The organism is Vibrio sp. R12-SW3-ISO1 (assembly GCF_059834005.1).
In genome coordinates this window covers 1-15,149 of the sequence record NZ_JCBDGK010000026.1, presented here as the reverse complement: position 1 = coordinate 15,149, position 15,149 = coordinate 1, and the positions used below count along the sequence as shown (strand labels likewise).

General features: G+C 48.6%; 12 protein-coding genes. 6 read left to right on the top strand and 6 right to left on the bottom strand.

Annotated features, from left to right (window positions below; genetic code table 11):
- The first annotated feature begins 56 nt into the window (after positions 1–56).
- Entirely contained in the window at positions 57–1,286 is a 1,230-nt protein-coding gene (serA, locus tag AC6R0R_RS08185; protein ID WP_487901390.1) for a phosphoglycerate dehydrogenase, read from the top strand.
- Positions 1,287–1,359: 73 nt separating this feature from the next.
- On the opposite strand, the gene ilvN is transcribed toward serA, so the two are convergent.
- The 6 genes from ilvN to AC6R0R_RS08155 all read right to left on the bottom strand — a co-directional run bounded on the left by ilvN (position 1,360) and on the right by AC6R0R_RS08155 (position 8,938).
- Positions 1,360–1,854 carry an acetolactate synthase small subunit gene (gene ilvN, locus AC6R0R_RS08180; RefSeq protein ID WP_334554152.1) on the bottom strand — a complete coding sequence of 165 codons (495 nt, stop codon included), beginning with the start codon at positions 1,852–1,854 and terminating at the stop codon, positions 1,360–1,362.
- A 2-nt stretch (positions 1,855–1,856) separates the two neighbouring features.
- On the bottom strand, positions 1,857–3,581 hold the full coding sequence (locus tag AC6R0R_RS08175; RefSeq protein ID WP_500626338.1) for an acetolactate synthase 3 large subunit: 1,725 nt from the start codon (positions 3,579–3,581) through the stop codon (positions 1,857–1,859).
- Positions 3,582–4,018: 437 nt separating this feature from the next.
- Complete coding sequence (locus AC6R0R_RS08170; protein ID WP_500626337.1) at positions 4,019–5,827, bottom strand: AMP-dependent synthetase/ligase; 1,809 nt, start codon at positions 5,825–5,827, stop codon at positions 4,019–4,021.
- Positions 5,828–5,993: 166 nt separating this feature from the next.
- Positions 5,994–6,953, bottom strand: a complete 960-nt coding sequence (leuO, locus tag AC6R0R_RS08165; RefSeq protein ID WP_500626336.1) for a transcriptional regulator LeuO — start codon at positions 6,951–6,953, stop codon at positions 5,994–5,996.
- A gap of 407 nt (positions 6,954–7,360) precedes the next feature.
- Entirely contained in the window at positions 7,361–8,407 is a 1,047-nt protein-coding gene (locus AC6R0R_RS08160; protein ID WP_500626335.1) for an MJ1255/VC2487 family glycosyltransferase, read from the bottom strand.
- A 3-nt stretch (positions 8,408–8,410) separates the two neighbouring features.
- Positions 8,411–8,938: a phosphatase PAP2 family protein gene (locus AC6R0R_RS08155; RefSeq protein WP_487901394.1), complete on the bottom strand. Its 528-nt coding sequence runs from the start codon at positions 8,936–8,938 to the stop codon at positions 8,411–8,413.
- Positions 8,939–9,382: 444 nt separating this feature from the next.
- On the opposite strand from AC6R0R_RS08155, the gene leuA reads away from it, so the two are divergent.
- The 5 genes from leuA to AC6R0R_RS08130 all read left to right on the top strand — a co-directional run bounded on the left by leuA (position 9,383) and on the right by AC6R0R_RS08130 (position 15,106).
- A complete protein-coding gene (gene leuA / locus AC6R0R_RS08150; RefSeq protein WP_500626334.1) occupies positions 9,383–10,930 on the top strand; it encodes a 2-isopropylmalate synthase in 1,548 nt (515 codons plus the stop codon).
- Between the two features lie 55 nt (positions 10,931–10,985).
- On the top strand, positions 10,986–12,077 hold the full coding sequence (gene leuB, locus AC6R0R_RS08145; protein ID WP_500626333.1) for a 3-isopropylmalate dehydrogenase: 1,092 nt from the start codon (positions 10,986–10,988) through the stop codon (positions 12,075–12,077).
- 97 nt (positions 12,078–12,174) lie between these two features.
- Positions 12,175–13,575: a 3-isopropylmalate dehydratase large subunit gene (gene leuC / locus AC6R0R_RS08140; RefSeq protein ID WP_487901397.1), complete on the top strand. Its 1,401-nt coding sequence runs from the start codon at positions 12,175–12,177 to the stop codon at positions 13,573–13,575.
- An 11-nt stretch (positions 13,576–13,586) separates the two neighbouring features.
- Positions 13,587–14,189: a 3-isopropylmalate dehydratase small subunit gene (gene leuD / locus AC6R0R_RS08135; RefSeq protein WP_500626332.1), complete on the top strand. Its 603-nt coding sequence runs from the start codon at positions 13,587–13,589 to the stop codon at positions 14,187–14,189.
- A 131-nt stretch (positions 14,190–14,320) separates the two neighbouring features.
- Positions 14,321–15,106 (top strand): DUF547 domain-containing protein, encoded by a 786-nt coding sequence (locus AC6R0R_RS08130; RefSeq protein ID WP_500626331.1) that lies wholly within the window; start codon positions 14,321–14,323, stop codon positions 15,104–15,106.
- Positions 15,107–15,149: the final 43 nt, after the last annotated feature.

The following is a 15,149-nucleotide window of genomic DNA, read 5'->3' as shown; positions in this document are numbered from 1 at the left end:
GTCATTTAACATGTGCGCCAGTTAAGCCCCAATTTCCCATTATAAGGATGAACATAATGGCCAAAGTTTCACTGGAAAAAGACAAAATTAAGATTCTACTCCTAGAAGGCCTTCACCCATCGTCGGTCGAAGTTTTGCAAGCCGCTGGCTACTCCAACATTGAGTACCATAAAGGTTCCCTTGCAGAAGATGAGCTTCTAGAAGCCGTTAAAGATGCCCACTTTATTGGTATTCGCTCGCGTACCAACCTCTCCAAGGAAGTAATTGATGCTGCTGAAAAGTTAGTCGCGATTGGCTGTTTTTGTATTGGTACCAACCAAGTGGATCTTAATGCGGCGTCCGTTCGCGGTATTCCAGTGTTTAACGCCCCATTCTCAAACACGCGCAGTGTGGCAGAGTTGGTGCTAGGTCAAGTTCTCCTACTCCTTCGCGGTATCCCTGAAAAGAATGCCCTCGCCCACCGTGGCATTTGGAAAAAGAGTGCCGATCACTCTTACGAAGCGCGCGGTAAACGCCTTGGCATCATTGGTTACGGTCACATCGGTACTCAGTTGGGCATCATCGCTGAAAACTTGGGTATGCGCGTCTACTATTACGACATTGAAAACAAACTCTCTCTAGGGAACGCGACACAAGTTCATACCATGAGTGAGCTTCTCAATAAGTGTGATGTCATTTCTCTGCACGTACCAGAAACACCAGAAACCAAAAACATGATGGGCGCTGAAGAGTTTGCTCGTATGAAGCCAGGCTCAATCTTCATCAACGCCGCTCGTGGTACCGTGGTGGATATTGAAGCGCTGTGCCATGCAATGGAATCAGGCCACCTAGCTGGCGCGGCGATTGATGTATTCCCGGTGGAACCAAAGACCAATGCGGACCCATTTGAATCGCCATTACAGAAGTTTGACAACGTTATTCTGACCCCTCACGTCGGCGGTTCGACGCAAGAAGCGCAAGAGAACATCGGCGTGGAAGTCGCGGGCAAATTAGCGAAATACTCAGACAACGGGTCAACCCTATCGAGTGTTAACTTCCCAGAGGTGTCGTTGCCTGAACACCGTGACTGCTCACGTTTGCTGCACATTCACAAAAACCGTCCTGGCATCCTGACGCAAATCAACACCATCTTCGCAGAAGACGGCATCAACATCGCGGCTCAGTACCTGCAAACCAGCGCAGAGATCGGCTACGTGGTGATTGACGTTGAAACGGGCCGCTCTGAAGAGGCGCTTGAGAAGCTAAAAAGCATTGAAGGCACCATTCGCGCGCGAATCCTGCACTAATGGTTCGTTGAGCAGCAATAAAAAACCACCGCGAGGTGGTTTTTTATTGGGATAAACTTAATTAAAGATGGGTTTATGGCTTGAGTGTGCGCTCTCCGCGAGCAATGCCTACCACGCCACTTCGCGCCACTTCAATCACGTCCGTCACTTCAGAAATCGCTTGAATGAAGGCATCCAGTTTGTCGCTAGTCCCGGCCAACTGAACGGTGTATTGCGAAGAGGTCACATCGACAATTTGGCCGCGGAAAATATCCGCCGTGCGCTTCACTTCAGCGCGAGCAAAGCCACTGGCTTTGACTTTCACCATCATCAGTTCGCGTTCGATATGCTCAAACTCGGTGACTTCTTGCACTTTCAGCACGTCAATCAGCTTGTGCAGTTGCTTTTGAATCTGTTCAAGCTGCATGTTATCTGAAATGGTCGTAATGTTGAGGCGTGATAAGGTCTCATCGTCTGTCGGTGATACCGTCAATGACTCAATGTTGTAGCCACGCTGAGAGAATAGCCCCACCACGCGAGACAAGGCACCCGGCTGGTTTTCCAGTAGTAGTGAAATAATATGTCGCATAATTAGGTTCTCTCCGTTTTGCTCAACCACATTTTGTCCATACCCTCGCCTTTGATCTGCATTGGGTAAACGTGCTCTGTTTCATCGACATTGATATCCACAAACACCAAACGATCTTTCATATCCAAAGCTTGCTTTAAGCCCGCTTCCAGCTGATCGGGGGTTTCGATACGGATACCCACATGCCCATACGCCTGTGCAATGGCTGCAAAGTCAGGAACAGAACTCATGTAGGAGTTGGAGTGTCGCCCTTGGTAGATAATGTCTTGCCACTGTTTGACCATGCCCAAGAAACGGTTGTTGAGGTTAATGATCTTCACCGGAATATCATACTGCATCGCCGTAGAGAGCTCTTGGATGTTCATCTGAATACTGCCATCGCCCGTCACGACAACCACTTCTTCATTCGGCTTAGCAAATTTCACCCCCATACCCGCAGGGAGGCCAAAACCCATCGTGCCTAGACCACCAGAATTGATCCAGCGGCGAGGTTTATTAAACGGGTAGTAGAGCGCGGCAAACATCTGGTGCTGACCAACATCAGAAGCCACATAAGCATCGCCATTCGTCAGCTTGTGCAGTGTCTCGATAACTTGCTGAGGCTTAATCCGCTCTGGAGAGGTTTCATACGCTAAGCAAGCGCGGTCGCGCCATGTTTGAATGTCGTCCCACCAGCGAGTCAATGCTTGTTGATCGTTGGATGCTTGTTGGTCTTCTAACAGATCCACCATAGCTTGCAGTACTTTGTCCGCAGAGCCGACGATCGGCAGATCCGCTTTGACGTTTTTAGAGATGGATGAGGGATCAATGTCGACATGCATAACTTTCGCATCGGGACAATATTTCTCTAGATTGTTGGTGGTGCGATCATCAAAGCGAACCCCAACACCAAAGATCAGATCGGCGTTATGCATCGCCATGTTTGCTTCATACAGACCATGCATCCCGAGCATACCGAGCGCATTTTTGTGTGTGCCGGGGAAAGCCCCTAGCCCCATCAGTGTGCTAACAACCGGCAAATTCAGCGCTTCTGCCAATTTAAGCAGCGGTTTATCTGCTTCGGCGATCACCGCGCCACCACCGACATAAAGAACCGGCTTTTTCGCGTCGAGCAGCGCTTTCAGCGCCTTTTTGATCTGCCCTTTGTGGCCGCTGGTTGTCGGCTTGTAAGAGCGCATTGAGATGGATGAAGGATACTCGTAAGGCAGCTTCACCAAAGGATTCATCACATCCTTAGGTAAATCAATCACCACGGGACCTGGTCGCCCGGTAGTTGCAATATAAAAGGCTTTTTTAACCGTTTCAGGAATATCTTCCGCTTTTTTCACCAAAAAACTGTGTTTTACCACAGGACGAGAGACCCCAACAATGTCACACTCTTGGAACGCATCGTTGCCAATCAGGTTATTGGGCACGTTGCCAGAAATGACGATCATCGGGATAGAATCCATGTACGCCGTCGCGATCCCCGTAATGGTATTGGTCGCACCGGGTCCAGAACAGACAAGCACCACACCTGGATTGCCCGTTGCTCTTGCATAGCCGTCGGCCATGTGGGTAGCGGCTTGTTCGTGACGCACGAGAACGTGCTTGATTTGGTCGGTTTTGGCGTGCAGCGCATCATAGATATCAAGAACGGAACCACCTGGGTATCCAAAGATCTGTTCAACGCCTTCTTCGATCAGAGATTGCACCACCATCTCTGCTCCGGACAACATTGCTGCCATATTTTTCTCCTTACCAGTACCTCAATCAATAAGGTCAATCAATTGAGCTGGTTTTACATAGTCTAGGTCTTATTCGTAGCCTAATCGAAATACATACACTTTTTCGGCTATGTCCTGCTCTGTCGTAACAAAAAGCAAGGTAACGCAACAAATGTAACGTTTAATTAGCACCAGGTCTAATGCGATTTACCTCGCAAAATTGACAAGATGCTACTAAACAAGGAAACAGGGCCTTAAATACTCACCAAGTGGCACCAAAGCAATACAAGGCATTAAATTAACGGAAAATTTTAGTCATATATATTGTTTCATCACTTCTCGTCATCCTCATCTCATTGGCTAAAGCTGATGAGTAAAGCGCAAAAAAAAATCCCTCAATGACTCATGTATGTCATTGAGGGATTTTTCATCAATCGAAAAATTATCCTAGCGCGGAACTACTTGTGTTCCGGCTTATCACTGTACATTTCTTCGATTTCGTCCTGATATTTATCATTAATCACTTTTCTGCGCAGTTTTTGAGTGGGCGTTAGCTCGCCATCGTCCATTGAGAAGGCTTTAGGCAGCAGTTTGAACTTCTTCACTTGCTCAAAATTGGCCAACTCTTTTTGCAGATCTTTGACTCGCTTTTCCAGCATTTCGACCACTTGGTGGTGTTTTATCAGCTCGACCCTGTCGTGATACTTAATGTTCAACTCTTTGGCGTACTCTTCCAAGCTGTCAAAACAAGGCACAATCAGAGCGGAGACAAATTTGCGCGTATCGGCAATCACCGCCACCTGCTCAATGAAGTGATCTTTGCCAATCGCCCCTTCCACCACTTGAGGCGCAATGTATTTACCGCCGGAGGTTTTCATCAGCTCTTTGATACGGTCGGTAATAAAGAGATGGCCATCCTCATCAATATGCCCCGCGTCTCCTGTCTTCAAGAAGCCTTGCTCGTCAAAACTCTTCGCTGTCTCTTCGGGCATTTTGTAATAACCACGCATGACCATAGGACCACGAACGAGAATCTCGTTGTTCTCTCCGATTTTCACTTGCGCACCGGGCATAGTGACACCAATGGAGTCAGGGTTAAAACCGGTATCGCTCCAGCATGACACCGTCGCGGTGGTTTCCGTCATACCGTAGCCTAACTTGACGTTAATGCCTAAAGCATGGAAAAAACGGCCAATGGTTTCATCAAGCTTTGCGCCGCCACAAGGCATAAAGTTGATGCGACCACCCAATAAAGCACGCAGCTTCGACAGGACCAATTTATCCGCAAGCGCATGTGACTTTTTCAGTAGCAAAGAAGGCTCTCGTCCCTCTTGATGACACGCCGACACCTTGGCGCCCATATTCACCGCCCAGGTGAACAGCACTTTGCGAATCAGTGGAGCTTTAGACACTTTCTCATGAATGGCCGAGAAGATTTTCTCGTAAAATCTTGGCACCGCACACATCACAGTAGGGCGCACTTCGCCTAAGGCATCACGCACTTGCATGGTGTCTTGCAGATAACAGTTGGTCGCGCCTTTGTAGAGCACGTAGTAAGTCCACGCCCGCTCAAACACGTGAGACAACGGCAAGAAACAGAGCGACACATCATCTTGAGAGAGGCTCAGACGTTTGTCATGCCCTTCGAGTTGCGCGGCAATGTTAGCGTAATCGAGCATCACGCCTTTCGGTTGACCGGTAGTACCTGAGGTGTAAATCAGTGTGAGCAGATCATCGGCGTTTGATTGGCTTAAACGCGCGTCAAGCTCCGCTTGGTGCGCTTCGCTGCCGCTGGCAATAAACCCTTTCCAGCTCATCGCGTTCGGCGCATCCCCTAATTCGATGTCATCGGACATAGCGACAATCAACTCAAGCTGAGGGCACAATGTCGTGATCTCTAACGCCGCATCAAACTGAGTTTGCTCGCCAACAAACAGCACTTTCACATCCGCGTTTTCTACGATATATGCGGACTGGGCAGCGGTGTTGGTCGGATAAATAGGAACGGTCACGATACGGGCTTGCAGCGCACCGATATCAGCGATGGTCCATTGCGGCATGTTGTTGGAAAAAATGCCGACTTTATCTTGTATTCTCAATCCTTGAGCCAATAGTGCAAGCGACACGGCGTCCACTTGCTGACCGAACTGCTTCCAACTGATGTCTTGCCAAGCACCGTTCACTTTGTGCTTGAGCGCGGCGCGATCGGCGCCTTGTGCAATTCTGTCTCGAATTCGTTGTACGATATGAAAATCTAAATTGGCCATCACTTCTACCTTTAGCTTACACCTGTAAGCCTTATTTCAGCGCACAAGTGTACATTTCAAGTTTGAAAAGGCAACTGACACTCATCAAACTTCTGCCGCTAAATAGTAAAAAACCTCGGGAGGCGAGAGCCACCCAAGGTTTTTTAATACAAGAAAAGTGTGTCAATTAGTTTAAAGCGACCACTTCACCGCACACCATCATCAGTTGATCACGCAACCAGATGTGGCCTTTGTCTTTTTCACTCGACTCGTGCCAGCTGAGGTAGCCACTGATACTGGCGTTCTCAAACGGGAACTCAAGTACCTGTAGCTGCTCTTTGTTGGCGGCATTTTCAACCATCCAACGCGGTGCGATAGTCACGAGCTCTGACTGACCGACCACGTACAGCACGTTACTCAAGCTCGTACCTTCATAGTACGCTTGTAAGTCTAAATCACGATAAGCTTGCTCAGAGAAGCTACGCTGACCATGAATTTTAGACAGTTTTGCATGACGCTCACGCAGCAAGTCATCTGCGCTCACGCTGCCGTTAATGCGCGAGTGTGCTTTTGATGCGACGACAACCAATTCGTCTTGGAAGATTTCTGTGCTTGAGAAACCTTGCTCATCAAAACGGGCGTAATCAATCACAAAATCAATTTCTTGATAACGCATGCGCTCAGCTAATTGGCGGTCAAATTCCGCATCGAGGTGCAGTTGGACATTCGGTGCCAACTCGTGAATCGTTGCCATGATTTTGGGTGCAAAACGCATGTCACAAGGGCTGCAAATACCAAGCTTGAAAAGACGTGTTGACGTTTCAGGAGAAAACACAGAACTTGGCAGCTCGTTACGGATCAGTTGCAACGCTTGACGCACAGGGCCAAACAGTTGGCGAGCGCGTTGAGTCGGTTGGATACCGCGACCTTGACGCATAAAGAGTTCGTCATTAAACATCACTTTTAGGCGTGCGACAGCGTTGCTCACTGCAGGTTGAGACATGCCCAAGTTATGCGCAGCGCGTGTGATGTTTTGCTCTTGCATCACTGCATCAAACACGGTTAATAGGTTGAGATCCACTCCACGTAACGTACTTTCCATACGGTAGCTAGACATAGCGCTAACCGATTCTTTCTTGTCATTCATTTGGCAAGCCTCATTAAAATTCGTCAAATTCATTCGATATTTTTGATGCGAATAGGTGGGGAACAGAAAGCCGTGGCACGGGATGGCACTCGTATTTCTAAGTCAGATATTTCCTAACGCATTACTACTATCAACGAATCAAACTGCGCTTATCAACTAGATTGATATTTAATCAGTATTTTTTATCATACAAATTAGAAAGAACTTACAAATCAACATGTTAAGCCACATATAAAAATAACTAAAACGCTGTTTTTTATAGAAATATACAAATATTTTATATACCTCGCGCATTTCCATATCGCGCCGCTATTATGGAGGGAATCAATAGTTACTCTCGCAGATACAAAAACAGCATCAATAACTGATGCTGTTTTTGTCGAATCAACGTAGCGCCTATCTCAACGCTAGGAGGGGGTAACATAACTTGGAAAATCCACTCGCTCCCATAGTTCACCGGTCAACGCCAACTGATCATCCCAACGCCCTTTTTCAATCCACGCCACAATGGCCTGTGCGACATCGGGGTAATTCACACTCTCTGCTCCAGGCTCATCGAGCCAACGACGAACAATCGAGGCATCCAGCATCTCCATCGACGACGCCAACCCAAGATCCTCTAATGTTGCCACATTGCTCAGTTGCTCAAACTGCCCACTCAAGGGCTTGAGTAGCAGCTTCTTACCCAACGTCAACGCTTCTGACGGCAGCTCAAAACCACCATTGGCAATCACCCCACCGCAGCGATTGAGATGGTAATGAAAAGAGGAGACGCTGAGTGGCATAAACTCGATATTGTCGATCAATTCAGGTTCGATGATTTCTGGGTGATAACAGATAAAGCGATGGTTAACAAAACGAAGCAACAACTCCGAAATGTCGGCGGTGCTTTCAAACGGCAAATAAACCAAAATAAACGCTTCTTCTGCCACCTCTTCTCTATGCGTATGCACAATGGGTGGCAAAATGGGTTGATCAAAATGATACCAATGCAGCCCAATGTGATAATTGGCTGGGGCAAAATGCTCGATGACTTGTTTATCAAACCAACTCGCGCCACGTAAAGGGACAGGGTAGCGAAAGGCGTTTTGGTGGCTGATGCTAATCGATGGGATGTTTTGTTGCCGTGCGGCCCAAGCAGACACAGGCTCGAAATCATTGAGGACGAGATCGTACTGAGACAAATCGAGCTGTTTGACTTCTCGCCAAAAGTGCCAGGGGTTATTGCTCAAGGCGGTTTTTAGGTAATCCACCTGACCTTTATTGGTCACAAATGAAAAGCCTTGCCGAGTTTGATAGTCGCCAAACTCCTCCATAGAGAAGTACTTAGACTTTTCTCGCCCAGAAAAGAGAAACTGCACCTCCAACCCGCTCTTTTTTAAACACTGTGCCATTGCTCTTGCACGAGCGATATGACCATTACCAGTGCCTTGAACGCCATACAGTATTTTCACTCATTAACCTCCAATCAGGGTGAGGGCAGCTTGAGCACACATCATGCCCAAGACGGCGCCTAACAACACATCAGTGAGAAAATGAACCCCCAACAAGATACGAGATAAGGCGATGAAACAGGCCCAGACTAACGCGATGACCGCCAAGCCTGGATAAAAGTGTCCGATCAAGGTGGCCATTAAGAACGCCGCTGCCGTATGCCCAGAGGGTAAACTGTAGCGATCGGATGGCGTAATAAAAGAGGGCACCAGATCTGACAACTCCTGCGGACGGCGGCGCTTAAATAGGTTTTTCAACGTCCAGTAAATCGGAAGCTCGATAAGAAACGCCGTTAAACCAACAAGCAGAAACCAAGCCCCAGTATCGCCACCCCAGCCCCACGCTAGAGCGCCAAATAACACATAGAGGTGTCCATCACCTGTGTGAGAGACGGCTTTGCTCAAGCGAGACACAGGCCAAGAAAACTTGTGCTGCAAGCAAAACAATGAGAACGCCAAATCTAACTTTGCGATAGGTTCGATAGTACGCATGACCGACTCCTTTCCATGACGGTATTGATGACAAACTAAGCGTTCTTGGTGACAGGTTCGTGAACGTTTCACTGTAGTTGCGTGACATCAACACTCAGTAGAGAACGCAAACCTTTGCGTCTGTTGAAAATAAAGAAAACAAGAAAGAGGAGAAAACTTGCACTTTAGGGTTGACCTAGGCGGTTGAGTACGGTACTAATTTGTTAACTTAATTTTGTAGATATATAACGACCTTTAAGGACACGTTAATCATGTATATGCGTTTTTCTCTCCTGCTGAGCCTCCTCCTTATCGTGACCAAATCGCGCGGGTAGGCTGTGGACGAAAAACCACCACACAGATTCAAAAAGCCCGCATCAATATGCGGGCTTTTTTTTACTATAACGAAACCGGAAGTCATCGATTCACTCACTCAAATGTGTAGAAATCACTAAGGAAGCAAACATGAACGATCAAGTCATTATTTTCGACACCACACTGCGTGATGGCGAACAAGCGTTGTCAGCAAGTTTGACAGTTAAAGAGAAACTGCAGATTGCCTACGCGCTTGAAAGACTCGGCGTTGATGTTATTGAAGCAGGCTTCCCTGTATCGTCTCCGGGTGATTTTGAATCCGTCCAAGCGATTGCTCGAAATATCAAAAATAGCCGTATCTGTGCGCTTTCTCGTGCGGTGGCGAAAGACATCGATGCGGCGGCTGAAGCGTTAAAGGTCGCCGACCAATTCCGTATCCATACCTTCATTTCGACCTCTACAGTGCATGTTCAAGACAAGCTTCGCCGCAGCTACGACGATGTAGTCGAAATGGGTGTCAAAGCGGTTAAACATGCGCGTAACTATACCGATGATGTTGAGTTCTCATGTGAAGACGCTGGCCGTACTCCAATTGACAACCTATGTCGTATGGTCGAAGCGGCGATCGATGCTGGTGCCAGTACGATCAATATCCCTGATACCGTAGGCTACACGGTGCCCAACGAGTTTGGCGGCATTATTCAAACTCTATTCAACCGTGTGCCAAACATCGATAAAGCGATTATCTCTGTTCACTGTCACGATGACCTTGGTATGTCTGTTGCCAACTCAATTGCAGCGGTTCAAGCAGGTGCGCGTCAAATTGAAGGCACCATTAATGGCATCGGAGAGCGAGCGGGCAACTGTTCTCTCGAAGAGATCGCGATGATCATCAAAACTCGTCAAGAACTGCTTGGCGTTCACACTGGCCTTAAACACGACGAAATCCATCGCACCAGTAAACTCGTCAGCCAATTGTGCAATATGCCCATTCAATCCAACAAAGCGATCGTCGGCGCCAACGCGTTTAGCCACTCTTCTGGCATTCACCAAGATGGCATGCTGAAGAATAAGAACACTTACGAAATCATGACGCCAGAATCGATTGGATTGAAAAACCAAGCGTTGAACCTAACCAGCCGCAGTGGACGTGCCGCGGTGAAGAGTCATATGGACTCAATGGGCTACAAGAGCGAAGAGTACAACCTAGATGCGTTGTACGAAGATTTCTTGAAACTGGCTGACCGCAAGGGCCAAGTGTTTGACTACGATTTGGAAGCATTGATGCACTTCTCTAACTTGCGCGAAGAAGATGACTACTACAAGTTGAACTATCTCAGCGTGCAATCTGGTAGCGTGATGGCCACCACCAGTATCAAGTTGCAGTGCGGTGATGAAGAGCGCTGCGAAGCGGCCGTCGGCAATGGTCCGGTGGATGCCTTGTACCAGTGTATCTATCGCGTCACTGGGTATGATATTGTACTGGATAAGTTTGACTTAACCGCCAAAGGGGAAGGGGAAGATGGTTTGGGCCAAGCGGATATTATCGCCAACTACAAAGGCCGAAAATATCACGGTACCGGAGTTTCAACGGACATTGTCGAAGCCTCAGGCCAAGCCCTTCTTCACGTGATCAACAGCATTCACCGTGCAAACCAAATTGCTGAAATCAAACAGAAAAAAATCGCAACCGTATAAGATGCCTGAGGCTCCGGTCTCAAGGTTTCACGATAATTAAAATTAAAGGATTAACATGACAGACAAAACGTACAACATTGCCGTTCTCCCTGGTGACGGCATCGGCCCAGAAGTAATGGCGCAAGCCAATAAAGTACTGGATGCGATTGAGAGTAAGCACGGAATCCGCTTTGAGCGTGAACAGCATGATGTGGGTGGCATCGCCATCGACAACCACGGTACGCCACTCCCAGAGAGCACGGTGAAGGCGTGTGAAGAGTCCGATGCCGTTCTATTTGGCTCAGTAGGTGGTCCGAAATGGGAACACCTACCGCCAAACGATCAACCTGAACGTGGTGCGTTACTGCCACTACGTAAACATTTCCAACTCTTTTGCAACCTGCGCCCGGCTCAAATCCATTCTGGACTGGAAGCCTTCTCACCACTGCGCGCAGACATCTCTGAGCGTGGCTTTGATATCGTCGTCGTGCGTGAGCTGACTGGCGGCATCTACTTCGGTCAACCGAAAGGACGCGAAGGTGAAGGCGCCAACGAGAAAGCGTTTGATACCGAAGTGTACCACCGCTTTGAAATCGAGCGCATTGCGCGTATTGCGTTTGAGTCTGCACAGCTGCGCCGCAAGAAAGTATGCTCAATTGATAAAGCGAACGTACTGCAAAGCTCTATTCTATGGCGAGAAGTGGTGGAACAGATCGCAAAAGAGTACCCAGAGGTTGAGCTTTCTCACATGTACATCGATAACGCCACGATGCAGCTTATCAAAGATCCGGCTCAGTTTGATGTCATGCTGTGCTCGAATATTTTCGGCGACATCATCTCGGATGAGTGTGCGATGATCACCGGCTCAATGGGTATGCTCCCTTCTGCCAGTCTCAATGAGAGCAAGTTTGGTCTGTATGAACCCGCTGGCGGTAGTGCCCCGGACATCGCAGGCAAAAACATCGCCAACCCAGTAGCGCAAATTCTGTCTGCAGCGCTCATGCTGCGTTACAGCCTAGGCGAAGAAGCAGCAGCGCAAGATATTGAACATGCCGTATCAAAAGCGCTAGCCGCTGGTGAACTTACCGCAGACCTTGCCGGTAACAACCTCGCTCTGACGACCTCAGAAATGGGCGACAAAATCGCTGGATACATTTTAAACTCGTAATCGACAGACCAAACACAACAGACTATAAGTCGTCATGACACCGCCAATCGCCGCTTGGCATTGGCGGGTGTATCGACAAGGACGACGAGGAAGAGCAATGGGTAAAACATTATACGAAAAGGTGTATGACGCACATATCGCCGTCGAAGCCGAGGGTGAAAACCCTATCCTTTATATTGATCGTCACTTAGTGCATGAAGTGACCTCACCACAGGCGTTTGATGGCTTGCGTGAAAAAGGACGCACCGTGCGTCAAGTCAGCAAGACCTTCGCAACCATGGATCACAACGTCTCAACCACCACCAAAGACATCAATGCATCCGGTGAAATGGCGCGAATCCAGATGGAAACGCTGTCCAAAAACTGTGAAGAATTTGGCGTCACACTGTATGACATCAACCACAAATACCAAGGCATTGTCCACGTAATGGGCCCTGAGCTCGGTATTACGCTTCCGGGTATGACCATCGTATGTGGTGACTCACATACCGCAACGCACGGCGCCTTTGGTTCCTTGGCATTCGGTATCGGCACCTCAGAAGTTGAGCATGTGCTTGCCACTCAAACGTTGAAGCAAGCGCGCGCCAAAACAATGAAGATTGAAGTCAAAGGCAAGGTCGCCCCTGGCATCACGGCAAAAGACATCGTACTTGCCATCATAGGGAAGACCACTGCCGCGGGCGGCACGGGTTACGTGGTCGAGTTCTGCGGTGAAGCGATCCGAGATCTGTCGATGGAAGGTCGCATGACGGTGTGTAACATGGCGATTGAATTGGGCGCTAAAGCAGGCCTGATTGCACCCGATCAAACCACTTTCGATTACATCAAAGGTCGTAAATTTGCGCCTACGGGCGCCAACTGGGACGCTGCTGTAGAGTATTGGCAAACCCTGAAAACCGACGATGACGCCAAGTTTGACGCTGTCGTTACGCTAAATGGTGCAGACATCAAACCACAAGTCACATGGGGGACAAACCCAGGACAAGTGATCGCCGTCGATAGTCCAATCCCTACGCCCGAGAGCTTTCAAGATCCTATCGAGAAAGCCTCTGCGGAGAAAGCCCTTGCCTACATGGGACTAGAAGCTGGCAAAGCGCTGTCTGACTACTCCGTTGATAAAGTGTTCGTTGGTTCTTGTACTAACTCTCGTATCGAGGATATGCGCGCCGCTGCCGCAGTGGCGAAAGGACGCAAAGTGGCGGCTCATGTGCAAGCGTTGATCGTACCGGGTTCCGAGCAAGTAAAAGCGCAAGCCGAAGCTGAAGGGCTCGATGTCATCTTCAAAGAAGCTGGCTTTGAATGGCGCTTACCTGGTTGCTCTATGTGTCTAGCCATGAACAATGACCGCTTAGGGCCAGGAGAGCGTTGCGCCTCCACATCAAACCGAAATTTTGAAGGTCGACAAGGACGTGGGGGTCGTACCCATCTAGTCAGCCCTGCCATGGCCGCGGCTGCCGCCATTGCTGGCCACTTTGTTGATATTCGTGAGTTAAACTAAGGAGACACCACATGTCAGGATTTAAACAACATACCGGCTTGGTTGTGCCTCTTGATGCAGCAAATGTAGACACTGATGCAATCATTCCTAAGCAGTTCCTACAAAAGGTTTCGCGCTTAGGGTTTGGCAAGCACCTCTTTCATGATTGGCGATTTCTAGATGATGCCGGCGAAAAGCCTAACCCGGACTTCGTCCTCAACGCTCCGCGTTATAAAGGGGCCTCAATCCTGCTCGCACGCGAGAACTTTGGTTGTGGTTCATCACGTGAACATGCTCCTTGGGCGTTAGCCGACTACGGTATCAAAGCCATGATCGCGCCGAGCTTTGCCGATATTTTTTACGGCAACTCGATCAACAACCAAATGGTCCCTGTACGCTTAGCAGAACAAGAAGTCGACGAGATTTTTCAATTTGTTGAGGCCACTGAAGGCGCGGAAGTGGAAGTGGACTTAGAAGCGATGAAAGTGCGTGCTAACGGCAAAGAGTACAGTTTCGAGATCGATGAGTTCCGTCGTCATTGCTTGCTCAATGGACTCGACAACATCGGTTTGACCTTACAACACGAAGAGAAGATCGCCGCTTTTGAGGCGAATATCCCCGAGTTCTTGCGTTAATCTCGCACTCACCATAAAGCTGGCAACCTGCCAGCTTTTTTTTGACCACTCTGAAGATGAAATATATCAGGCACTCGGCGGGTCTCAATCATTATGTACGATTTGTCAGATCAGATTTGTAAAGGTATAAGATGAAAACATCGCTCGCTGCACTTCTCCTGCTCGCCCCTATCTCCGCGTTGGCTGCACCCGAATCAAAACTTTGGGCATATTGGAACACAAGCAACCCGGAACACGCAGAGTCAATCTCTCATCAAGCATGGCAAGAGCTCCTTGATAAATATCTGGTTGTGCAAGGCGAAGAGCATCTGTTGCGTTATGGCGCGTTTGAGCCTCAAGATACACTCAAACTCAATCGGTATATCGAGTCATTGGAGACGCTCGACCCTCGTCAATTACGCCAGAACCAGCAATATGCCTATTGGGTAAACCTGTACAATGCCGTCACCGTTAAACTCATCATCGACCACTACCCCGTATCATCCATAACGAAACTCGGTGGGCTATTTAGCTTTGGCCCTTGGGATCAAGATGTCCTGACGATCAATGGCCAAGAGGTCACTCTCAACGATATCGAGCACCGCATTTTACGCCCAATCTGGCAGGATCCTCGTACTCACTACGCCGTCAATTGCGCCAGTCTTGGCTGTCCAAACTTGCAGGCGTCTGCGTTCACCGCAGAGAATACTGAAGCGCTGCTAGAACAAGCCGCAGAGGCATTTATCAATAGTCGTAAAGGAGCAGAGATACAAGGTGAGACACTCACGCTCTCCTCAATTTATGATTGGTTTGCCGCTGACTTTGGCGACAAAGAAGCGCTGTTTGATCACCTAACCCACTACCGCCCGGAACTGGCCGAGTTTTCAGGCAAAATACGCTACGATTACGATTGGCAACTGAACGAACGAAAAGAGTAGTCGAATGCAACAAGAGTAAAAACGAGAAACGCCCAGCTGAATT